Annotated in this window: 17 protein-coding genes; 11 read left to right on the top strand and 6 right to left on the bottom strand. The window is 69.0% G+C overall.

The window, feature by feature from the left end:
• Positions 1-98 precede the first annotated feature (98 nt).
• From pdeM to CLV01_RS14355, 4 genes are read right to left on the bottom strand one after another with little or no spacing between them, the layout of a single operon-like run.
• On the bottom strand, positions 99-818 hold the full coding sequence (gene pdeM / locus CLV01_RS14370) for a ligase-associated DNA damage response endonuclease PdeM (protein ID WP_180288392.1): 720 nt from the start codon (positions 816-818) through the stop codon (positions 99-101).
• A 16-nt stretch (positions 819-834) separates the two neighbouring features.
• Positions 835-3711 (bottom strand): ligase-associated DNA damage response DEXH box helicase, encoded by a 2877-nt coding sequence (locus tag CLV01_RS14365; protein ID WP_099735151.1) that lies wholly within the window; start codon positions 3709-3711, stop codon positions 835-837.
• Positions 3712-3766: 55 nt separating this feature from the next.
• Entirely contained in the window at positions 3767-5458 is a 1692-nt protein-coding gene (locus CLV01_RS14360; protein WP_099734014.1) for an ATP-dependent DNA ligase, read from the bottom strand.
• A complete protein-coding gene (locus CLV01_RS14355; RefSeq protein ID WP_099734015.1) occupies positions 5455-6495 on the bottom strand; it encodes a ligase-associated DNA damage response exonuclease in 1041 nt (346 codons plus the stop codon). Before CLV01_RS14355 ends, CLV01_RS14360 begins: the two co-directional genes overlap by 4 nt.
• Before the next feature lie 222 nt (positions 6496-6717).
• Between CLV01_RS14355 and CLV01_RS14350 the strand changes: the two genes are divergently transcribed.
• The gene (locus CLV01_RS14350; RefSeq protein ID WP_099734016.1) at positions 6718-6975 is read left to right on the top strand and encodes a DUF2789 domain-containing protein; all 258 of its coding nucleotides are present in this window, start codon (positions 6718-6720) and stop codon (positions 6973-6975) included.
• 9 nt (positions 6976-6984) lie between these two features.
• Here the strand turns inward: CLV01_RS14350 and CLV01_RS14345 are convergent, their stop codons facing one another.
• The gene (locus CLV01_RS14345; RefSeq protein WP_063326491.1) at positions 6985-7947 is read right to left on the bottom strand and encodes a TauD/TfdA dioxygenase family protein; all 963 of its coding nucleotides are present in this window, start codon (positions 7945-7947) and stop codon (positions 6985-6987) included.
• A gap of 186 nt (positions 7948-8133) precedes the next feature.
• Here CLV01_RS14345 and CLV01_RS14340 point away from each other — a divergent pair, with 186 nt between their 5' ends.
• The 5 genes from CLV01_RS14340 to CLV01_RS14320 all read left to right on the top strand — a co-directional run bounded on the left by CLV01_RS14340 (position 8134) and on the right by CLV01_RS14320 (position 13436).
• Positions 8134-9366 (top strand): SpoIIE family protein phosphatase, encoded by a 1233-nt coding sequence (locus CLV01_RS14340; protein ID WP_099734017.1) that lies wholly within the window; start codon positions 8134-8136, stop codon positions 9364-9366.
• Between the two features lie 9 nt (positions 9367-9375).
• Positions 9376-9948: a SiaB family protein kinase gene (locus CLV01_RS14335; RefSeq protein WP_013802972.1), complete on the top strand. Its 573-nt coding sequence runs from the start codon at positions 9376-9378 to the stop codon at positions 9946-9948.
• Between the two features lie 68 nt (positions 9949-10016).
• Positions 10017-10418 carry a DUF1987 domain-containing protein gene (locus CLV01_RS14330; protein WP_099734018.1) on the top strand — a complete coding sequence of 134 codons (402 nt, stop codon included), beginning with the start codon at positions 10017-10019 and terminating at the stop codon, positions 10416-10418.
• Positions 10418-11158: a GGDEF domain-containing protein gene (locus CLV01_RS14325; RefSeq protein WP_012204881.1), complete on the top strand. Its 741-nt coding sequence runs from the start codon at positions 10418-10420 to the stop codon at positions 11156-11158. Before CLV01_RS14330 ends, CLV01_RS14325 begins: the two co-directional genes overlap by 1 nt.
• Positions 11159-11186: 28 nt before the next feature.
• Positions 11187-13436 carry a putative bifunctional diguanylate cyclase/phosphodiesterase gene (locus CLV01_RS14320; RefSeq protein WP_099734019.1) on the top strand — a complete coding sequence of 750 codons (2250 nt, stop codon included), beginning with the start codon at positions 11187-11189 and terminating at the stop codon, positions 13434-13436.
• 52 nt (positions 13437-13488) lie between these two features.
• Here CLV01_RS14320 and pdxR read toward each other — a convergent pair whose 3' ends face one another.
• The gene (gene pdxR, locus CLV01_RS14315) at positions 13489-14976 is read right to left on the bottom strand and encodes a MocR-like pyridoxine biosynthesis transcription factor PdxR (protein WP_224986001.1); all 1488 of its coding nucleotides are present in this window, start codon (positions 14974-14976) and stop codon (positions 13489-13491) included.
• A 232-nt stretch (positions 14977-15208) separates the two neighbouring features.
• Between pdxR and CLV01_RS14310 the strand changes: the two genes are divergently transcribed.
• From CLV01_RS14310 to CLV01_RS14290, 5 genes are all read left to right on the top strand, one after another.
• Positions 15209-16081, top strand: coding sequence for a carbon-nitrogen hydrolase family protein (locus CLV01_RS14310; protein WP_099734020.1), 873 nt, complete (start codon positions 15209-15211; stop codon positions 16079-16081).
• A gap of 159 nt (positions 16082-16240) precedes the next feature.
• Positions 16241-19075: an aminotransferase class I/II-fold pyridoxal phosphate-dependent enzyme gene (locus CLV01_RS14305; RefSeq protein WP_257221295.1), complete on the top strand. Its 2835-nt coding sequence runs from the start codon at positions 16241-16243 to the stop codon at positions 19073-19075.
• Positions 19072-20529 (top strand): biotin carboxylase, encoded by a 1458-nt coding sequence (locus CLV01_RS14300; RefSeq protein ID WP_013802977.1) that lies wholly within the window; start codon positions 19072-19074, stop codon positions 20527-20529. The genes CLV01_RS14305 and CLV01_RS14300 overlap by 4 nt, the downstream gene beginning before the upstream one ends.
• Positions 20530-20538: 9 nt before the next feature.
• Positions 20539-21540, top strand: coding sequence for a C45 family autoproteolytic acyltransferase/hydolase (locus CLV01_RS14295; RefSeq protein WP_099734022.1), 1002 nt, complete (start codon positions 20539-20541; stop codon positions 21538-21540).
• A gap of 113 nt (positions 21541-21653) precedes the next feature.
• Positions 21654-22970 carry a dicarboxylate/amino acid:cation symporter gene (locus CLV01_RS14290; protein WP_099735152.1) on the top strand — a complete coding sequence of 439 codons (1317 nt, stop codon included), beginning with the start codon at positions 21654-21656 and terminating at the stop codon, positions 22968-22970.
• Positions 22971-22980: the final 10 nt, after the last annotated feature.

Below are 22980 nucleotides of genomic sequence, written 5' to 3'. Positions count from 1 at the left end.
TGATGGATCAAAAAAGCGCTGCGGCGCTTTCTGCTGCCCCGCCGTGCGGGCGCAAGCGCACTGTAGGGAACAACGATCCTTCAGAAAATTACGCCTGATTACATCCCGCCCCCTCCACCGGGAACGGCCCAGACCCGCCCGCCGCCTACGGCAAAGCACTGGAGGCCAGGACCGGCCGGCAGGCTGGCCATGCCCGTGAACAGACCGAAGGCCGGCAGCAGGGTGAAGCCGGCATGGACGGCAAAGCACGGCAGGCGCAGCGCATCTCGCCCCGGGCCGCGCAGCACGACGGCGGGGTGGACATGGCCGGCCAGCACATGGCAGGCAGGAGCCTCCTGCGGGTAGTGGCAGCCCGCGAATGGCCCCAGGCGCCAGGGTTCGTCCACCACGCCGATGCCCAGCGCGGACGGCGGGTCGCCCGCATGGCTGTCGTGGTTGCCACGCACCAGGACCACCTCCAGCGCCGCGTGGCGGAGTCGCCAGTCGGCCAGGGCGGCCAGCACGGACGGCGTGCGGGCCTGCGCGGCATGCAGGAAGTCGCCCAGAACGACCAGCCGGCGCACCGGCAGGCCCTGCAGCAGCGCCGACAGCCGTTCCAGGTTGCCCTGGGTGGTGCCGGCCGGCACGGGAATGCCGCGCGCGCGGAAGGTGGCGGCCTTGCCCAGGTGCAGGTCGGCAATGAACAGCGTGCCCTGGGCGGGCCACCACAGGGCGTGCTGGGCCAGCAGGTGGACGGGCTCGCCCGCCAGGAGGAGGCCCAGGCTGCCGGCCAGGGCGTCGGGGGAAAAAGGACTTGGCAACGGTGCGTGGCCTTTCATCAGCGGTGCAATGGTTCTACAGCAGCGGCAAGGGCCGCGAGGGCTTGCGCACGCGGCGCGGGCGGCGGCTGGCGGCATCGGCCTCGGGGCCATCGGTGGCCTGCAGCGAGAAATCCAGCGTGCGGCGCACGGCGGCCGTATCCTCGTCCACGGCGGGGGGCTGGTTTGCCTTGGGCTTTTTCCGTGGACGCAGCGGTGGATCGGGCGGGACCAGGTCCTGCGTGCGCGGCTCGCTGGCTGCACCGCCGGCGTCTGCCGCCTCGTGCAGCTGGGCCAGCATGCGCGCGATGCGGTCGGCCAGGTGCTCGTTGGTGAGCTTTTCGCGAAAGCGCTCCACCATCAGCGGAAAGGCAAACGGGCTGGGCCGGCGCAGCGCGCTCACCACCAGCTGCTGCGCCTGCATGCGGCGCAGCGCGGCCAGCAGCTGGGCGACATCGAGTTCCTGGCTCAGGACTTCCTCATCGGCCTGGCGCAGCAGCAGGTTCATGTCGTCGTACTTGCGAAAGACCTCGAAGAACAGCTGGGCCGAGGCCTGCAGCTGGCGCGCGCTGCGGCGCTCGCCCGGGTGGCTCTGGAAGATCAGGCCGGACACCCGCGCTATCTCGCGGAAGCGCCGCCTTGCCATCTCGGTGGCGTTGAGGCTGGCCAGCACTTCGTGCAGCAGGGCGTGGTGGGCGTCATCGCCCGCCAGGTGGACATCCTCGGCGGCCTGGTCCCAGTGGCGGTCGGCATTGGCGGTATTGCGCATGGCGCCCGCCTCCGTGGCAGAGACACGTCCGGGCGCCGCCACGGCCTGCACGGGCTCGGCGCGCAGCAGTTCGGGCAGCATGGCGGCCCAGTCACGCTCGGTGGCGCTCAGCAGCTCCAGCCCGTAGTCGTTGACGGCGATGGAGAAGGTACCCGTCTCGCCCTGCGCGGCGCGCCAGGCCAGCAGGCTGGCCAGCCCCGTATGGGCATGGCGGCCCGCAAACGGATAGAGGAACAGATGCCAGCCTTCGCGCGTGCGCAGGGTTTCGGCCAGCAGCGTGCCGGGCGTGGGCAGGGCCGACCAGCGCTGCTGCACCTCCAGCAGGGGGCGCACGCAGCGCAGCTCGGGCGAGTGGTAGTCGCCCGCTGCCGCCAGCGCCAACTGCTGCACCACGAAGTCGGCCAACACGGTGGACAGCGGCATGCGCGCGCCCGCCCAGCGCGGCACGGTGGGCCGCGTTCTGGCGGCGCGGCGCACGTAGGCGGTCATGTCCTCGATGCGCACCAGCTCCAGCACCTGGCCCGCGAAGACAAAGGCATCGCCGGGCGACAGGCGCGACAGAAAGCTCTCTTCCATGCTGCCCAGCCGCGCGCCGTGCAGGATCTGCACGCTCATGCTGGCGTCGCTGACGATGGTGCCGATATTGGCGCGGTGCCTGCGCGCCAGCCGCGCGTCGGGCATGCGCCAGATGCCCTCCCCGTCGGGCCGCACGCGCTGGTAGTCGGGATAGGCGGCCAGCGAGGGGCCGCCGCGGTGCACGAAGTCCAGGCACCACTGCCAGACCGCAGGCGCCAGCCCGGCGTAGGCGACGGTGCGGCGCACTTCGGCATACAGCTCATCGGGCACGAAGCCGCCGCCCAGGGCCACGGTGGCCAGGTGCTGCACCAGCACGTCCACGGGCTGGCGGGGGCTGGCGCGCATTTCCACCTGCTGCGCGCGCACGGCGGCGCGGGCGGCGGCGGCCTCCACCAGCTCCAGGCTGTGCGTGGGCACCAGGGTGATGCGCGAGGGCCGGCCCGGCGCATGGCCGGAGCGGCCCGCGCGCTGCAGCAGCCGCGCAATGCCCTTGGCCGAGCCGATCTGCAGCACGCGCTCCACGGGCAGGAAGTCCACGCCCAGGTCCAGGCTGCTGGTGCAGACCACGGCCTTGAGCGTGCCGGCCTTGAGCCCGGCCTCCACCCATTCGCGCACACCCCGGTCCAGAGAGCCATGGTGTATGGCCAGCAGGCCGGCCCAGTCGGGCCGGGCCTCCAGCAGCGCCTTGTACCAGAGCTCCGCCTGCGAGCGCACATTCACAAAGACCAGGGTGGAGCCTGCCGTGGCCTCCAGCTCGCGCACCACGGCCGGCAGCATGGCCAGGCCCAGGTGGCCGGCCCAGGAAAAGCGCTCGGGCCGGTCGGGCAGCAAGGTGTCCACCACCAGGCGCTTGTCCACCTGGCCCTGGACCAGTACGCCGGGCCGCGGCTGGCCATGGTCGTCCAGGCCCAGCAGGGTCTGCATGGCTTCGTCCAGATTGCCCAGCGTGGCCGACATGCCCCAGACGCTCAGTTGCGGGCTCCAGCCGCGCAGCCGCGCCAGGGCCAGCTGCAGTTGCACGCCGCGCTTGTTGCCCAGCAGCTCGTGCCATTCATCGGCTACCACCAGGCGCACGGAGCCCAGCAGCTCGCGCGCATCGGCCCGCGCCAGCAGCAGGGACAGGCTCTCGGGCGTGGTGACCAGCACGGTGGGCAGCTGGCGCGACTGCGCGCTGCGCTCGGCGCTTCCCGTATCGCCCGTGCGTGCGCCCACGGTCCAGCGCGCCAGCGCGGGATGGCCCTGGGCCAGCGCCTCCAAGGGCGTCTGCAGCGCCTTGAGCGTGTCGGCCGCCAGGGCGCGCATGGGCGTGATCCACAGCACGGTCAGCGGGGCGGAGGCCGGTTTTCGTTTTCCGGTGTGCGCCGGCATCGGGGTTTGCGGCGGGCCCGCAAAGGCCTGCAGCGCGCCCAGCCAGACCGCGTAGGTCTTGCCTGCGCCCGTGGTGGCGTGCAGCAGGCCGCTGTGGCCCTGGGCCAGCGCATTCCACACGGCGCGCTGGAAGGCAAAGGGCTTCCAGCCCCGTGCGGCAAGCCAGGCGGTGGCGAGGGGGTGGGGGGAACGGGTGGCCATGGCGCGGTGCGTCAAGGGTGGGTCGCGGGTGGGTCGCGGGTCGGTCAAGGGTTGATCAAGGGTCGGAATGCGGCAGCAGGGCGGCCAGCGTGTCGATGGAGTCGGCCTCCTGCACGGGCTTGTCCTCGCGCCAACGCAGCATGCGCGGAAAGCGCACGGCAATGCCGCTCTTGTGGCGTGCGCTGCGCGCAATGCCCTCGAAGCCCAGCTCGAACACCAGGGTGGGCCGCACGCTGCGCACGGGGCCGAAGCTCTCCACCGTGGTCTTGCGGATGACGGCGTCCACGCGCGCCATTTCGGCATCGGTCAGGCCCGAATAGGCCTTGGCGAAGGGCACGAGGGCGCGGCCCTCGGTGCCGGGCGGCGCGTTCCAGACGGCAAAGGTGTAGTCGCTGTAGAGGCTGGCGCGACGGCCATGGCCGCGCTGTGCATAGATGAGCACGGCATCCACGCTCAGCGGATCGATCTTCCACTTCCACCACACGCCGCTGTCCTTGGTGCGGCCCACGCCGTAGGCGGCATCGCGGGCCTTGAGCATCATGCCCTCCACACCCAGGGAACGGGCCTGTTCGCGAAGTTCGGCCAGGGCCTGCCAGCTGTCGCCCGCCAGCACGGGGCTGGGCAGCAGCGCCGGGTGCGCCACCAGGGCCACCAGCCGTTCCAGCCGCGCGCGCCGTTCATGCTGGGGCAACGCGCGCAGGTCCTGGCCGCCCTCCTCCAGCAGGTCATAGGCCAGCAGCACCACGGGCAGCTCGCGCAGCAGCTTGGGGCCCAGGGTCTTGCGGCCTATGCGCTTTTGCAGGTCGGCAAAGGGGCGCACATGGGCGGGCGCATCGCCCTGCTGCGCGGCCCAGACGACGATCTCGCCGTCGATCACGGTGCCCGCAGGCAAGGCATCGCCCATGGCCTGCAGCTCGGGGAAGCGCTCGCTCACCAGTTCCTCGCCGCGCGACCAGATCCAGGTGCCCAGCGCGTCACCGCTGCCGCGCCGCACGATCTGGGCGCGTATGCCGTCCCATTTCCACTCCACCACCCATTGGGACGGCGGGCCGAGCACGGCGTCGAACTGCTCCAGCGGCAACTGCAGCGGATGGGCCAGGAAGAAGGGATAGGGGTGGCCGCGTGCTTCGCCCGAATGCGCGTCATCGCCCTCTTCCTCTCCCGCCACCAGCCGCAGGTAGTCGGCCGCCCCGGGCCGCGCGCCGATGTGGGTGTAGCCCATGAGCCGTTGGGCGATGCGCTTGGCATCCACCCCGCTGACGGCCGCCAGCGCCTGCGTGACCTGCAGCCGCGACACGCCGACCCGGAAGGCGCCGGTGATCAGCTTGAAGTAGACCAGCCGCTCATCGGCCGCCAACCGCGCCCATTGCATGCGCAGCGTGTCCGCCAGCGCTTCGGGCGCCATGCCGCGCAGCGGCAGCAGGTGGTCCGTGACCCAGGCGGCCAGGCCCAGGTCGTGCGCGTCACCGGGTGGCGGCAGCAGCAGCGCAATGGTTTCGGCCAGGTCGCCCACGGCCTCGTAGCTTTCGTCGAACAGCCATTCGGGCAGGCCGGCAGCCTCGCGCGCCAGCTCCTTCAAGACCTTGGTGGGCACCAGCTGGCGCGGCTTGCCGCCGGCCAGGAAGTAGACGGCCCAGGCCGCATCGGCAGGCGCGGCGGCGCGCAGATAGGCCTGCAGCGCGGCCTGCTTGTCGCGGCTGGCGGTGCTGGCGTCCAGCGCGCGGTAGAGGGCGGCGAAATCCTTCATGGCGCGGGCGCCTCATCCGGTGCAGCCTGGGCTGCGGCAGCCTCGTCCTCATCGCCGTATTCGGTCTGGAAGGCTTGCGCATCCAGGCCCTGCTCTCGCAGCCAGCGCACCAGCACCGCCACGCTGCCATGCGTGACGAAGACACGCTCGGCGCCCGTGGCGCCTATGGCGTACTGCAGGCCGGGCCAGTCGGCATGGTCGGACATGACAAAGCCCCGGTCCACGCCACGGCGACGGCGCGTGCCGCGCAGCTGCATCCAGCCGCTGGCAAACGCATCGGCATGGCCGGGAAAGCGGCGCATCCACGGCGTGCCCTGCGCCGAAGGCGGCGCCAGCACCAGGGCGGTCTTGAGCAGTTGTGCATCCACGCCGGGGTCGGTCACGCGCAGCGTGGGCGGCAGGTCCACGCCCGCTGCGCGGTACACGGCATTGAGCGGCTCCACCGCGCCATGCACGACGATGGGGCCGATGCGGCGGTCCACCCCATGCAGGATGCGCTGGGCCTTGCCGAAGGCATAGCACAGCAGCACCGAGGGCCTGCCCTGGGCCGCATTGGCCTGCCACCAGGCGTTGATGTCGGCCATGAGCTCGGGCTGGCGGGGCCAGCGGTAGATGGGCAGGCCGAAGGTGGATTCGGTGATGAAAGTGTCGCAGCGCACGGGCTCGAAGGGGGTGCAGGTGCCGTCGGCCTCGGTCTTGTAGTCGCCCGATGCCACCCAGACCTGGCCGCCATGCTCCAGCCGTACCTGGGCCGATCCGAGCACATGGCCGGCCGGGTGCATGGAGATGCGCACGCCGTGGTGTTCCACGGCTTCGCCATACGGCAGGGTCTGCAGCGTGATGTCCGCGCCCAGCCGTGCGCGCAGCACGCCTGCGCTGTCGTCATGGGCCAGGTAATGGGCGTGGCCGGCGCGCGCGTGGTCGGAGTGGCCATGCGTGATCACGGCCCGGTCCACGGGCCGCCAGGGGTCGATGTAGAAGTCGCCGGCCGCGCAGTACAGGCCTTCGGGGCGGGCCACGATCAGGTCGGCGGCCATGCGGGATCAGGGGCGGGAATGCTCATGGCCCCATGCTAGTGGGGCGGTCGCCGCGCGCACGCTGGCCCGGAGCGCGGCAGGCTGTCAGCCTGCACCTACCCGCTCAATGAATGACCGCAACCGGGCTGCAACCGCGGGACAACCGCGACACAACCGGTCCGCAGGGCCGGTCAAATCGGGGAAGATAGCGCCCTCTCAACCCACACACATCCACACGCCTTCATGAACAACTCCGTCGTACGCATGTCCAATCTCTTCCTGCAACTGGGCCTGGATGCCAGTGACCAGGCCATTGCCGATTTCATCCGCGCGCACCAGCTGGCCGCCGATGTGGATGTGGTGGATGCGCCCTACTGGAGCGATGCGCAGCGCCAGTTCCTGGCCGAGCAGCTCAAGGCCGATGCGTCGTGGTCCATCGTCGTGGACCAGCTCAGCGAGTCGCTGCACGAAGACGCGGTCAGGCAGCGCGCTGCCCTATAGCACGGGCAGTCAGGCCGCCAGCGGCTCGGGCACCGTGATGTCCACGCTGTGGCGGCCGTCCACGCTGGTGGCCACGGTGCCGGTCACGGTGACGCGGCGCACCACGCGGTGGGCATCGCCGTAGTCGTTGATGGCGTAGTGCTGCGTGGCGCGGTTGTCCCAGATGGCCACGTCGCCCTGCGCCCACTGCCAGCGCACGGTGTTCTCCAGCCGGATGATGCGTTCGTTGAACAGCTGAAGCAGCGCCGTCGATTCATTGGCGCGCAGACCCTTGATGCGCTTGGCGAAGTGGCCCAGCAGCAGCGCCTTCTCTCCGGTTTCGGGGTGCACATGCACCAGCGGCTGCTCCGACTCGATGGTCTTGCGCGTGAACACCTTGCGGTAGCTGGCGCGGCCTGCGGTCTCGGTCTGGCTGGCCGCGTTCTGGCGGAAGTTCTCGGCGTAGTCGTAGTCGTTGCCATGCACGGCCCACAGCTGCTCGGCCAGCTGCCTGAGCGGCTCGGGCAGGCCCTCATAGGCGGCCACGGTATTGGCCCAGACGGTGTCGCCGCCATGGCCGGGCAGCGTGACGGCGCGCAGCACGCAGACCTTGGGAAAGGCCGCCTTGAAGGTGACGTCGGTATGCCAGGAATCGGCGCGGCCGCCATGCTGGGAATTGAGCTCCAGAAAGGCCGTGCCGTCCGGGGCAGGCACGGTGGGGTGCGATTCGATCTCGCCGAACAGCCGCCCGAAGGCTTGGTGCGATGCATCCGTCAGATGGTGCTGGCCCCGGAAGAACAGCACGCGGTGGCGCAGCAGGGCCGCATGGATCTGCGTGAACTGTTCGGCCGCCAGCTCGCCCGACAGCCTGGCGCCGTGGACCACGGCGCCTATGCGGCCGGACAGGGGCTGGATCTGCAGCGGCTGTTGCCGGTCCTGCTCCAGGTCTTGGGCCACGGTGCTCAGGTGGCTGGCTTCGGTGACAGCGTTCACGGCGTCTCTCCTCAGTGCTTGCATGGGTGGAAGCCCCCATGCTAGGAACCGCCCTGCCACGCCACAACGAAGCTTTTGGCGCATGGTTATGCGCAAGACAAGTGCATGCCAACCAGGGCCGTGCGCGTCACAAAACTGCAACAAGGAAAACGTAACATTCCTTAACAATTTTGCGATGTGCCTTCCATGGATGAGTCCCGCGCCTACCTGAGCGATTCCAGGCCACGTTTCCGCCCACCCAGCGCTGCGGACCTGTGTACCCCCGTTCCCTGCATGACCGCCGACGAGACCAACGAGAAGGTGCTCGAGGTCTTCACGCGCCACCGGGACCTGATCAGCCTGCCCGTGGTGGAGGGCAACCGCCCCATCGGCCTGATCAACCGCAGCATCTTCCTGTCCCAGTTCAGCAAGCCGTTTCGCATGGAGCTGTACGGCAAGAAGAGCTGCATCGCCTTCATGGACAAGGAGCCGCTGGTGGTCGATGCCTCCACCGACATAGACACCCTGACCGTGAAGACCGTGGAGTACGGCGAAAAGGCGCTGACCGATGGCTTCATCATCACGCGCGACGGCCTGTTCGCGGGCGTGGGCAACGGTCTGCAGCTGATGCGCGCGGTGGCGGACATGCAGGTGGCGCGCAACCGCCAGATCATGCACAGCATCGAATACGCCAGCGTGATCCAGCAGTCGCTGCTGCGCAGCTCGCGCGACTCCCTGGCCCGCGCCTGCCCCGGCGCCGACCTGGTCTGGGAGCCGCGCGATGTGGTCGGCGGCGACTTCTACCAGTTCAGCCAGGACGGCGATGGCTGGTTTGCCACCGTGGCCGATTGCACGGGCCACGGCGTGCCCGGCGCCTTCATGACGCTGATCGCCACCAGCAGCCTGAGCCAGGCCATCAAGGAGCACGGCCCGCGCGACCCGGCAGCGCTGCTGGGCCATGTGAACCGCAGCGTCAAGCAGATGCTGGGCCAGCTCGATGGCAAGGATGGCACGCCCGGCTCCGACGACGGGCTGGACGCGGCCTGCTTCTGGTTCGAGCCCGCGCACCGGCGCCTGCGCTTTGCAGGCGCGCGCCTTGCGCTGTTCGTGCTGCGCCCCGGCGCCGAGGCGGTGGAGGTGATCGATGGCCAGCGCAAGGGCGTGGGCTATGTGGACAGCGAGTTCGACTTCGCCTGGAACAACATCGACCTGGAGCTGCCCGCCGCCACCCTGGTCTTCATCACCACCGACGGCCTGATCGACCAGGTCGGCGGCCCGCGCGGCATCACCTTCGGCAAGAAGCGCGTGCGCGAGCTGCTGCTGGAGCAGGCAGGCCGCACGCCCGCCGAGATCAACCGCGCCTTGCTGGACGCCCTGCAGGCCTGGCAGGGCGAGCACCACCGCCGCGACGACCTGACCTTTTTCTGCTTCAGAACCTGAATGCCTCCCATGCCCTCCGCACAGATCGCCGACAAGTACGGCAGCTTCTTCCACCTGGCGCGCCAGCACCAGGTGATCTTCTACTACGTGGGCTACTTCTCGCAGAACATCGTCGCGGCCATGGCCGAGGCCGTGCGGCTGCAGCTGGAAGTGGCCGGCGTGCCGGGCCCCACGCGGCGCAAGCTGTTCTCGTCCTTTGTCGAGATGGCGCAGAACATCATCCATTACTCGGCCGATGCCCTGACCCCGCCCCACCAGGACGATGGCGAGCTGCGCCACGGCGCGGTCTGCATCCGCCGCGAGGACGACGGCAGCTTCGTGCTGCTGTGCGCCAACCCCATCGAGCCGGGCATGGGCGAGGCGCTGCGCGCCAAGCTCGACGCCCTGCGCAGCATGACGCTGGACGAGATCAAGAAGGCCTGCCGCCAGTCGCTGCGCGATGACGCGCCCGAAGGCAGCAAGGGCGCGGGCATGGGTTTCCTGACCCTGGCCCGCGATGCGCGCGAGCCGCTGCAGTTCGACTTCGATCCCGCCCAGACCGTGGACGGCCGGCCCGTCTTCTACCTGAAAGCCACGCTCTGAGCCGTCGCTCCGGCACCAGGCCTGGACAGGCCCGGCCCGCAGGCACGGACAACGCACCGAGATCACGCATGGACAACCTCTACATCGCACCGACTCCCAGTTCCCCGGAAGTGGACTTCCAGTTCGACACGCACACGCTGCACCTGCGTGGCGAGTCCTATCCCGAGAACGCCGCCGCCTTCTACGGCGGCATCCTGGCCCGCCTCAAGGACTACCTGGCCCAGCCGCAGCCGGCGCAGCAGCAGGCGCGCATCGAGGTGCACATCGCGCTGGCCTACTTCAACAGCTCCAGCACCAAGATGCTGTTCAACCTGATCGAGGCACTGAGCGGCGCCGCCGAGGCCGGCCGGCCCGTGGCCCTGCACTGGTACCACGACGAGGAAGACGACACCATCTGCGAGTTTGGCGAGGAGCTGCGCGACGACTTTCCCGCCATCGCCTTCACCGGCCACCCCGTGAAGGCGACGTGATGGACACCGTGGCCGCTCCCGCGGACCTCTTCGATGCCGAGCACCAGGCCCTTTTGGCGGCCCGCGCCGCCCATGACCGGGGCGAAGAAGCCGGCGCCCAGGCCTGCCACCAGGCCCTGGGCGTGCTGCTGACCGCCTATGAGCGCCTGCTGCGCGAAACGCGCCGGCTGGTGCGCCGCAGCGACCGGGCCGAGCTGGAGATGACCCAGCTCAACCAGCGCCTGCAGGAGCTGGCCGGCGAGCTGGAATACCGCGCCACGCACGACCCGCTGACCGGCGTGCTCAACCGCGCGGCCATCATCGAGCGCGTGAACCGCCACTTCACCCAGCAGGGGCTGGCCCTGATCGTGCTGGACATAGACCACTTCAAGCGCGTGAACGACAGCTTCGGCCACCCCGTGGGCGACAGCGTGATCCTGGGCGTGGTGCGCTGCCTCAAGGCCGCCGTGCCGGCCACGGCCCACATCGGCCGCGTGGGCGGCGAGGAATTCACCGTGCTGCTGCCCCAGCACGACAGCGACGGCGCCGTGTGCGTGGCCGAGCAGGTGCGCGCCGCCATCGAGGCCCATCCCTTCGGCCTGCCCGACGCCAGCTGCATCACGGCCAGCTTCGGCGTGAGCTGGCGCCCGAGCGGCGGCCGCTTCGACGACGCCTACAGCCTGGCCGACGAAGCGCTGTACGCCGCCAAGCGCAGCGGGCGCAACCAGGTCGTGCGCGCGGCAGACCATGCCACGGCCTGAGCGGCGCGGACACAGGCAGGGCTGAGGCATGAGTTTCGTGATGCGCGCACGGGCGCCCAGGGCGCCCGCCCCTGCTTCCGCCCTCCTGCAGCCGGCTCTGCAGCCGCCCCCGCCATCGCCCGTGCCCGGGCCTGAATGGCGGGTGCTGATCGTGGACAGCGACCCCGACGTACACGCCGCCTTCCGCCTGGCGCTGGAAGGCCACACCCTGTTCGGCCGGCCGCTGGTGTTCCTCTACGCCCGCTCCGGCACGCAGGCGCGCAATCTGCTGCGCAGCGAGCAGGACCTGGCCGTGGTGGTGCTCGACGCCGTGACCGATGGCACGGGCGCCGGGCTGGACCTGGTGGACTTCATCCGCTACACGGCCGGCCTGCGCAACAGCCGCATCGTGCTGCGCACCGGCCGCCCGGGCCAGGCGCCCGATCTGGAAACCCTGCTGCGCTACGACATCAACGACTGCCGCACCAAGACCGAACTCACGCCCGACCGGCTGCTGGCCATCGTGGTGACCGCCGTGCGCTCCTACGAGCAGCTGTGCGCCATCGAGGCCAACCGCCGCAGCCTGGAGCTGATGGTGCGCTCCAGCGCCTCGCTGCTGGAGGAAACCAATCTGCACGCCTTCGCGCGGGGCGTGATCACCCAGCTGGCCACCTTGCTGGGCGTGGCCAGCGAAGGCCTGGTCTGCTCGGAGGGCACGCACCCGGCCGAGCCCTACCGCGTGCTCGCGGCCACGGGGCCATTCGCCCGGCTCATCGACCAGCCCATCGCCACCGTGCTGGCCTCGCGCGGGCTGCGCCTGCTGCGCCAGGCGCTGCAGACCCGCCGCAACATCTACGGCGTGCAGCGCGGCGTGGCCCTGTACATAGGCCGGGGCGACGAGCAGGACATGGCAGTCTTCATCGACGCACCAGCCTCGCACAGCGCACTGGACCGCCAGCTGCTCGAAGTCTTCTGCGCCAACCTGCGCACGCTGCTGCACAACCGCGGCCTGCTGGAGCGCCTGCACCAGTCCGCCTACTTCGACCCCCTGGTCTGCCTGCCCAACCGCGCCCACTTCGTGGAAAAAGTGGACGAATGCGTGTGGCGCGGCACGCGGGACCATGTGCTGGCCCTGGTGGACATTGACGACTTCAGCGCCACCAACGACGTGATGGGCCACCGCTTCGGCGACCGCCTGCTCGAAGCCATGGCCCGCCGCCTGGCCAGCGCGCTGCCCGCAGGCGTGCTGCTGGCGCGCGTGGGATCGGACACCTTCGGCATCCTGGGCCCCACCGACGAGGTGGCCCTGGCCCAGTTGCTGGACTGCGCCCGCCAGCCCCTGGCCGTGGACGGCGTGCCGCACAAGGTCTCGCTGACCTGCGGCTACGTGTACCTGCCCCATGAACGCCAGGCCGGCACCGACCTGGTCAAGGACGCCACCATCGCCCTCAAGCGCGCCAAGCGCGATCACCGCGGCCAGCTGCTGGAGTACTCCGAGCAGATGGGCATGGAGGCGCGCGACCGCGCCCTGCTGCTGTCCGACCTGCGCGCCGCCATCGACGGCGCCCAGCTTTTCCTGGTCTACCAGCCCCAGGTGGACCTGGAAACCCATGCCCTGGTCGGCCTGGAGGCCCTGCTGCGCTGGCGCCGGCAGGACGGCAGCTTCGTGCCGCCCGACCGCTTCATTCCGGTGGCCGAGCATTCGGGCCTCATCGTGCCGCTGGGCCAATGGGTGCTGGCCACGGCCTGCCGCACCATGCGCGAACTGCTGGACGCCGGCCGCGCCCCCCGGCGCATGGCCGTCAATGTCTCCACCGTGCAGCTGCAGGACCCGGGCTTTCTGCAGACCGTGAGCAACGCCCTGACAGAGCACGGCCTGCAGGGTGCGCAGTTGGAACTGGAGATCACCGAGTCGGTGGCCGTGCTGCCCACCCAGCTGCTGCAGGCCACGCTCAGCGCCCTGCGCACGCTGGGCGTGACCATTGCCATCGACGACTTCGGCACCGGCTACTCCTCGCTGAGCTACCTGGAGCGCCTGCCGCTGGACCGCATCAAGATCGACCGCAGCTTCGTGCGCCAGCTTGGCGAATCACAGGAAGCGCGCATCGCCGAAATGATCGCCCAGCTCGGCCGCAAGCTCGGCCTGCAGGTCCTGGCCGAAGGCATAGAGGACGCCAGCGCCTGGCAGGCCCTGCGCGCCATGGGATGCCAGGAGGGTCAGGGCTATCACGTTGCCCGGCCCATGGACAAGGCGCAGTTGCTGGGCTGGCTGCACCGGCGCACTGGCGCACCGCAGTGAATGGCGCGCCGGAGTGAATGGCGCGCCGGAGTGAAGGCGCTCTGTCGCCCGTTCACGGCAGATGGGGCGCGATCACCTCGGCCAGCAGGCCGAAGCTGTGGCGGATCTCCTGCTCCGTCACGGCACCGTAGCCCAGCACCAGGCCCCGGGCCGGATCGGGCCTGAGCGAGTACAGGGACAGCGGCCGCGTGAGCACGCCCAGCTTGCGTGCCTGCCGCGCGATGGCGTCATCGTCCGAGCCGGGCGGCAGGCCCAGCACCAGGTGCAGCCCCGCGTCTCCGCCCTGCACGGTCACCGCCGTGCCCAGGCGCTGGCCTATCTCGTCGATGAGCACGCGCCGGCGCTCGCCATAGACCTGGCGCATGCGGCGGATGTGGTTGACGTAGTGGCCCTGCCGCATGAACTGCGCCAGCACGATCTGCTGCATGATCTGCCCCTCCCGGAACAGCTCGCTCAGCGCGCGCGCAAAGCTGTCGGCCAGGTCGCTGGGCAGCACGAGGTAGGCCAGCCGCAGCGAGGGGAACATGGTCTTGGAGAAGGTGCCCAGGTAGATCACGCGGCCATGCTCGTCCAGGCCCTGCAGCGCCGGCAGCGGGCGCGAGGTGAAGCGGAACTCGCTGTCGTAGTCGTCCTCGACGATCCATACCCGCTGGGCCACCGCGTAGTCCAGCAGCTGGCGCCTTCGGCCATGGCCCATGAGCACGCCGCTGGGGTACTGGTGCGAGGGCGAGATGAACATCAGCCGCGGCGGTGTCTTCAGTTGCTGCGGCGTGGGCGCCAGGCCCTCGCCGTCCAGCGCGATGGGCTGCAGTTGCAGGCCGGCCATGCGGAACACGCTGCGTGCGCCCCAGTAGCCGGGGTCCTCCAGCCAGACGGTGTCGCCGGGATCGGCCAGCAGCTGGGAAATCAGGTGCAGCGCCTGCTGGGCGCCGCTGGTCACCAGGATCTGGTCCGCGCTGCAGGCCACGCCGCGCGTGCCCTGCAAGTGCTCGGCAATGGCTTCGCGCAGCGCGGGATGGCCTGCGCCCGTGGCATAGCTCAGTTGCAGCGGGTTGTGATCGCGCCAGGCCTGGGCGTGCAGACGGCTCCATAGCGCGGCCGGAAACTGGCGCAGCTCGGGCACGCCCGGCGCGAAGGCGCCCCACTGCAGGTGGCTGGCCCGCGCCCCGCCCACGATGGCGCTGCCGCGCCGCGACAGCGGCGTGCCACGGCGGCGCGGCAACGGCGGCTGGCTCACGAAGGCCGGCGCCACCTCGGCCACATAGGTGCCCCGCCCCACTCCGGCCTGCACCAGGCCCTCCAGCGCCAGTTGCTCATAGACCTGGACGATGGTGTTGCGCGCAATGCCCAGCGTCTGCGCCAGCTCGCGGCTGGTGGGCAGCCGCGAGCCCGCCGGCAGGGCCTTGCGCAGGATGCCTTCCTTGACGATGCGGTAGAGCTGGCGGTGGTTGTACTCGGCATCGCTACGTTGGAAATGCCGATTGACAAAGTCCGGCAGCGTGGAGTTTCCAACGCGGGAAATTGGTTCTCTCTTGTTCACGGTATTTGGTTCTTTTGTTGGGATCAATGTGAACATAGACTCGCCCCCATGTATAGCTATCGAAGGCGTGAAAGCCGAATATTTTTTCAATGATCCGCCTCCAGACACTTCAAAGACCTGTGCCTTCCGCCCGGTTCTCTCCGCCCCTCAGTCAGCCTATGTCCTTGAAGTTGAAAGCTTTTCGTTGCGGCACCCTGCCGGCCCGGCAAGCCGCCTGCCAGGAGGTGCAGCCATGAGCACGGCCACCACCTTCGGCATCGCCGGCGTCCAGATGGAGGTTTGCGCCTTCGACAGCAACCTGGAGCGCATGGCCGGTTACCTGCGCCACATCCGCTCGCGTTTTCCCTGGGTCCGCATGGTGCTGTTCTCCGAGCTGGCGGCGCTGGGCCCCAAGCACGACAAGGCCGAGCCGCTGCCCGGCCCCACCGAGGACCGGCTGTGCGGGCTGGCCCGGGAAACCGGCCTGTGGCTGATTCCCGGCTCGCTGTTCGAGAGCGTGGCCGGCCCCGAGGGCACGGTGGTCTACAACACCACGCCCGTCATCAACCCGCAGGGCGAGGTCGTCACGCGTTTTCGCAAGCTCTTTCCCTTCAGGCCCTATGAGCGCGATGTGGCCGGCGGCACCGGCTTTTGCGTGTTCGACGTGCCTGGAGCGGGCCGTTTCGGCGTGTCCATCTGCTACGACATGTGGTTTCCGGAAACCACGCGCACGCTGGTGGCCATGGGCGCCGAGGTGATCCTGCACCCCACCATGACGGACACCATCGACCGCGATGTGGAGCTGTGCATCGCACGCGCCTCGGCCGTCACCAACCAGGTCTATTTCTTCGATGTGAACGGCGTGGGCGACGGCGGCGTGGGCCGTTCCATCATCGTGGACCCCTCGGGCTACGTGCTCCACCAGGCCGACAGCGGCGCCCAGATCATGCCCATCGAGGTCGACTTCGCCCGGCTGCGGCACGAGCGCGAACACGGCCTGCGCAGCAACCTGGGCCAGCCGCTCAAGAGCTTCCGCGACCGCGACTGCGATTTCACCGTCTACCGCAAGGACGGCACCGACTTCCCCTACCTGCACAGCCTGGGAGCACTGGACAAGCCCCAATGACCTGACACGCCCCTTTTCCCAGCGATCGACATCAAGAGCACCACAAAGCCGCAAGCCACCGGGCGATGCGGCAAAAAACCAGGAGACAACGATGACATCCCGCCCCCGACCGAAACGCGCGCCCGTGCCTCCCTCAGCCGCCACCGCAGCGTCTGGGAAATGCGTGCCGATGGCTGGATCAGCCTGGTGGACGATCTCAGCCGGCTGGCCATCCTGGCGCCCGAGCACCCCGAGCGTGCCAGCCGCCTGGCCCACGTGCAGACCATCATCGACGCGCTGGCCCCGGTCGAAAGCTACTGGGCCTTTCCCGGGGGCCGGGTCTTCGGCGAGCTGTGCCAGTGGATAGAGCGCGAGGAACTGGCACGCGCCCACCAGGCGGCGCGGCGCATCCACCGCGTGCTGGCTGCGCGCACCTACCGCCATGACGCCAACACGCTGGACAACGACAACGAGCTGCCCTCGCAGATAGAGACCGACAGCGAGCGCCAGGCACAGCTGACGCGGCCTTACTTCGAGGTGCTGATCGTCGACGAGATGTCGGCCAGCGAGGAAGACGCGCTGCGCCGCCGCGTGCAGCGCAAGCGCAGCGCCGACGATGATTTCGTGTTCGACATCGTGGTGGTGCCCAGCTTCGAGGACGCGCTGATCGCCACCCTGGTCAACTTCAACCTGCAGGCCGTGGTGATACGCCACGGCTTTCCATTCCGCTCGGTCAACAGGAACGGCATGCTGCGCCGCTTCCTGGAAGGCATGGACGACAACAGCGAGTCCATGCCCGAGTTCGAGCGGGGCCCGCTGCTGGGCCGCCAGATCGCGCAGCTGCGCCCCGAGCTGGACCTGTACCTGGTCACCGATGTCAGCGTCGAGGAGATCGCCGCGCGCGTAGGCGAGGTCTTCAAGCGCATCTTCTTCGGCGAGGAAGACCACATCGAGCTGTACAGCGCCATCATGAAGGGCGTGGGCGAGCGCCACAGAACGCCCTTCTTCCACGCGCTGCGCGACTACGCCAAGCAGCCCACGGGCGTGTTCCATGCGCTGCCGCTGGCGCGCGGCAAGTCCATCATGAACAGCAACTGGATCGGGGACCTGGCCCAGTTCTACGGCATGAACCTGTTCATGGCCGAGACCTCGGCCACCTCGGGCGGGCTGGACTCGCTGCTGGATCCCGTGGGCCCGCTCAAGCTGGCCCAGGAGTACGCGGCCCGCGCCTTCGGTGCCAGGCGCACCTACTTCGCCACCAACGGAACCTCCACCTGCAACAAGATCGTGGTGCAGGCCCTGGTGCGGCCCGACGACATCGTGCTGGTGGACCGCAACTGCCACAAGTCCCACCACTATGGCCTGGTGCTGGCCGGCGCCCAGGTGGCCTACCTGGACTCCTATCCGCTGGACCAGTACTCCATGTACGGCGCCGTGCCGCTGCGCCACATCAAGGAGACCCTGCTGGGCTTTCGGCGCGCGGGCACGCTGGAGCGCGTGCGCATGGTGCTGCTGACCAACTGCACCTTCGACGGCATCGTCTACGACGTGGAGCGCGTGATGACGGAATGCCTGGCCATCAAGCCCGACCTGGTCTTCCTCTGGGACGAGGCCTGGTTCGCCTTCGCGCGCTGCCATCCCATCTACCGCCCGCGCACGGCCATGGCCAGCGCCGCCAGGCTGTGCGAGACCTTCAAGGACCCGGCCTACGCCAGGCGCCACGCCGAGTTCGCCGCCAGCATCGACTGGGAGGACGACCAGCAGTTGCTGGAGACCCGGCTGATCCCCGACCCCGCCAAGGCCCGCATCCGGGTCTACGCCACGCATTCCACGCACAAGACGCTGACGGCGCTGCGCCAGGGCTCGATGATCCATATCTGGGACCAGGACTTCAAGGACAAGGCCGAGGAGTCCTTCCACGAGGCGTACATGACGCACACCTCGACCTCGCCCAACTACCAGATCCTGGCCTCGCTGGACGTGGGCCGCCGCCAGGTGGAACTGGAGGGCTACGAGCTGATCCAGCGCCAGCTGGAGCTGGCCATGAGCCTGCGCGAGCAGGTGCTGCACCACCCACTGCTCAGGCGCTACTTCCGCTTCCTGCGCATCGGCGACCTGGTGCCGCTGGCCTACCGCGAGTCGGGCGTGGACAACTACTACAACGACGAGACGGGCTGGGACAACCTGGAGGTGGCATGGCGCAGCGACGAGTTCGTGCTCGACCCCAGCCGCGCCACCCTGGTCATCGGCACCACGGGCATGGACGGCGACACCTTCAAGAACAAGGAGTTGATGGACAGGTACGGCATACAGATCAACAAGACCTCGCGCAACACCGTGCTGTTCATGACCAACATCGGCAGCACGCGCTCGGCCATCGCCTACCTGATCGAGGTGCTGATCAAGATTGCCCGCGACGTGGACGCCCGCGTGGCCGACCTGAGCGCCATCGAGCGGCGCATCCATGAAAGGCGCGTGCGCTCGCTCACGCTGGAGCAGCCGCCGCTGCCCAATTTCTCCAGCTTCCACTTCGCCTTCCGGGGCCGCAGCGTCGAAGGCCGCGCAGGCACGCGCGACGGCGACATCCGCAGCGCCTTCTTCCTCTCGTACGACGACACCAACTGCGAATACATCGACATGGCAGAGGCAGCGCGCGCCATCGCCGAGGGGCGCGAGCTGGTGTCCGCGCTCTTCGTCATCCCCTACCCGCCGGGCTTTCCCATCCTCGTGCCCGGGCAGGTGATCAGCGCCGAGATCCTGCAGTTCATGGCCGCGCTCGATGTGCGCGAGATCCACGGCTTCCGGCCCGAGCTGGGCTTTCGCATCTTCAGCCGGGCCGCGCTGGACCGCGCCGCCCAGGCCACGGCCGCGCGCGCCGCGCTGGCGCTGTCGGGCCGTGCGGCGCAGCCGCAGGCGGGCGACGAAGGCCTGGGCCTGCTCCGACCCGAGCCCGAACCTGAACTGATCACGCTTTCCCCCACCCCGAAGAAGACCACGACGAGGAGCAAGAAGTGAACAACAAAGTCAAAAGCGTTGCCGACCTGCTGCTGATGTTCCACCGCAACGAGCGGCCCATCTACTTCATCAGCGCCACCAACTTCAACCTGCTGGGCATGGACCGCTGGGTCAACCGCTTCCGCTACATCAACTACATCGACTGCTTCGACGGCCGCCACCCCAACGCCTTCGTGCCGCAGGAGCTGCCGCACGAGCCCTTCGAGTCCATCGAGGACATCAACAACTACCTGCTGCAGCACAAGGACGTGGTGGACCTGATCGAGCGACGCGGCGGCAAGCCGGTCGCCACCTTCCTGATGTTCGACGAGAAGACCGAGGCCCTGGCCCGCGAGCTGGGCATGGAGGTCTGGTTTCCGCCAGCCGCGCTGCGCCAGCGCTGCGACAACAAGATGGAGACCGTGCGCATAGGCAACAAGGCCGGCGTCTACTCGGTGCCCAACGCGCTGGAGAAGGTGGACAGCTACGAGCACCTGATGCAGATCGCCGAGCGCCACGGCCTGGGCAAGGACCTGGTGGTGCAGTCGGCCTTCGGCGACTCGGGCCACACTACCTTCTTCATCGCCTCGCGCGAGGACTTCGACAAGCACAAGGACGAGATCGTCAACGACCCCGAGGTCAAGATCATGAAGCGCATCAACTGCCGCGGCGCCACGCTGGAGGCCTGCGCCACCCAGTCGGGCACCCTGGTCGGGCCGCTGCTGACCGAGGTGGTGGGCGCGCGCGAACTCACGCCCTACAAGGGCGGCTGGTGCGGCAACGAGGTGTTCCCGGGCGCCTTCTCCGAGGAGGTGCGCGCCAGGGCGCGCGACATGGCCGAGCGCTTCGGCAACCAGTTGCTGGCCGAGGGCTACCGCGGCTACTTCGACCTGGACTTCCTGATCGACACCGACACCGGCGAGGTCTACCTGGGCGAGCTGAACCCGCGCATCTGCGGCGCCAGCCCCATGACCAACCATGCCGCCTTCGCCTACGCCGATGCGCCGCTGTTCCTGTTCCACCTGCTCGAATTCTCGGGCGTGCCGTTCGACCTGAACGTCAAGGAGATCAACGAGCGCTGGGCCCAGCCGCATTTCATCGATTCCTGGTCTCAGGTGGTGCTCAAGTTCAACGAGGACCGCATCGACCAGGTCACGCATGCTCCGGCCACCGGCATCTACCGCATGGGCGAGGACGGCAGCGTCGCCTACCAGCGCTTCGACTACAACCGCAAGGCCATAGACACCGAGCGCGAGGCCTTCTTCCTGCGCATCACCGGCCCCGGCGACTACCGCTACGAGGGCGCCGACCTGGGCATCCTGATCACGCGCGGCCGCTCGATGGACGACAACTTCAAGCTCAACATCCGGGCGCGCGACTGGATACGCGGCATCAAGAACTACTACGCGGGCAAGCCCATCCTGGCCACCCAGCCCGGCGCAGCGCCGGCGCCGGGCTCGTTCAAGATCCTCTGAAGGCCTCCCATGCCCCTGCCTACCCGCATCCGCTTCCAGGCCATCGCCGAAGACCTGCCCGGCCGGAAATGGCAGGCCCTGTGCGAGCAGGCCTGGCCCTACTACCGCGCCTGGTTCCTGCGCCAGGGCGCCGTGGCGCGCGCCGGCTTCCTGGAGTGCCGCCGCGCCCTGCGCCAGCACATGCCGGAGCTGGTGCCCACCTGGGAGCGGCTGGTGGAACTGGCCGGCGGCGGCGACATCGAGGCGCGCTTCCTGTCGCTGTGGTGCCCCCCGCCCTACATCACCGGCTGCTCCCAGGCAGTCTGGCTTGATGCGGCCGGCCAGCAGGAACCCATGCTGCTGCGCAACTACGACTTCGCCCCCGCGCTGCTGGAGGGCCACTGGCTGGCCACGCGCTGGAGCGGGCAGCGCGTGGCCGCCATGGGCGACTGCCTGTGGGGCGCGCTGGACGGCATGAACGAGTCGGGCCTGGCCGCCTCGCTGTCCTTTGGCGGCCGCACGGCCCATGGCGACGGCTTCGGCATTCCGCTGGTGCTGCGCTATGTGCTGGAGATCGCGCAGGACACCGCATCGGCCGTGGCCATCCTGCAGCGCGTGCCCGTGCACATGTGCTACAGCGTCACGCTGCTGGACGCCCGGGGCGAATGGGCCACGGTGTTCCTGAATCCCGACCGCCCCGTGGAAGTGACCCGGCGCCGGGCCGTGACCAACTTCCAGCACACGGTGGAATGGCCCGAGCATGCACGCGCCACCAGCGCCTGCGAGCGGCTGGCCGCCCTGCAGCAGCAGATCGATGCCGGCATGCCGGCCAGCGACACCCAGGCCGCGCTGCTGCGCGAGCCCCTGTACCAGCCCGCCTGGCGGCGCGGCTACGGCACGCTGTACACGGCGGCCTACGCCCCTCGGTCGGGCCGGCTCGAACTGTCCTGGCCCGGCCAGGCCTGGCCGCAGACGCTGGCGGCCTTCGAGGAGGGCCACAGGGAGATCGCCTACCTGAGCCAGGGCCCCTGAGCGCCCCGCCCAGCATCCCGCGCCTGCATTCAGCGCTTGCATCCGACGCCCGGGACAAGGTGCCACGCACTGCCGTCCAGGCATTCCCCACAGGTTCCGAAGGAGACATGGAAATGACAAGAAGACTTCCGCCCGCCGTCTGGATTCTGGTTGCCATGGTGCTGGGCATCGTGATCGGCTACATGGTGTTCATCAACTTCCCCGACAAGAAGGCGGCCGCGCAGATCGCGGGCTACATCTCCATCATGTCGGACGTGTTCCTGCGGCTGATCAAGATGCTGATCGGCCCGCTGGTGTTCTCCACGCTGGTGGTGGGCATCGCGCACATGGGCGACGCGGCCTCGGTGGGCCGGGTGTTCCTCAAGGCCATGGGCTGGTTCGTCACCGCCTCGCTGGTGTCGCTGGTCATGGGCCTGGTCCTGGCCAACCTGCTGCAGCCGGGCCACAACCTGGGGCTGCCGCTGCCGGACATCGGCGCTTCGGCCAACCTCGCCACCGCCAAGTTCACGCTCAAGGACTTCGTCAGCCACCTGGTGCCCAAGTCCTTTGCCGAGGCCATGGCCAACAACGAGATCCTGCAGATCGTCGTGTTCTCCATGTTCTTCGGCGTGGCCCTGGCCGCGCTCGGTGAAAAGGGCAGGACGCTGGTGGCCGCCATCGACGAGCTGTCCCACGTCATGCTCAAGATCACCGGCTATGTGATGAAGCTCGCGCCGCTGGCCGTGCTGGCGGCCATGGCGGCCACCGTGTCTGTCAACGGCCTGGAGATCCTGCTGAAGTTCGCCGTCTTCATGGGTGACTTCTACCTGGGCCTGTTTCTGCTGTGGGGAGTGCTGGTGATCGCCGGTTTCCTGTTCCTGGGCCCGCGCATCTTCAGGCTGCTGGTGCTGATCAAGGAAGCCTTCATGCTGTCGTTCGCCACCGCCAGCTCCGAGGCCGCCTACCCCAAGATCCTGGACGCGCTGGACCGCTTCGGCGTCAAGCGCAAGATCTCCAGCTTCGTGATGCCCATGGGCTACTCGTTCAACCTCGACGGCTCCATGATGTACTGCACCTTCGCCGTGCTGTTCATCGCCCAGGCCTACGACATCCACCTGTCGCTGGGCACGCAGATCACCATGCTGCTGATCCTGATGCTGACCTCCAAGGGCATGGCCGGCGTGCCGCGCGCCTCGCTGGTGGTGATCGCCGCCACGCTCAACCAGTTCAACATCCCCGAGGCCGGCCTGCTGCTCATCCTGGGCGTGGACACCTTCCTGGACATGGGCCGCTCGGCCACCAACGCCGTGGGCAACTCCATCGCCACCGCCGTCGTCGCCAAGTGGGAGGGCGACCTGCTGCCCGAGGCGGAGGCCGCCGCCAACGCCGCACGGCTGGATTCGGAGGCCAGGGCCACGCTGGCCCATCCCGCCTCCCCGGCCCATTCCTGACAACCCGCAC

It is taken from the genome of Delftia sp. 60 (genome assembly GCF_002754395.1).
In the GTDB taxonomy this organism is placed as follows: Bacteria; Pseudomonadota; Gammaproteobacteria; order Burkholderiales; family Burkholderiaceae_C; genus Comamonas; species Comamonas acidovorans.
Note: the sequence above shows the minus strand (reverse complement) of the source record. Positions and strands in the feature narration are given on the sequence as shown.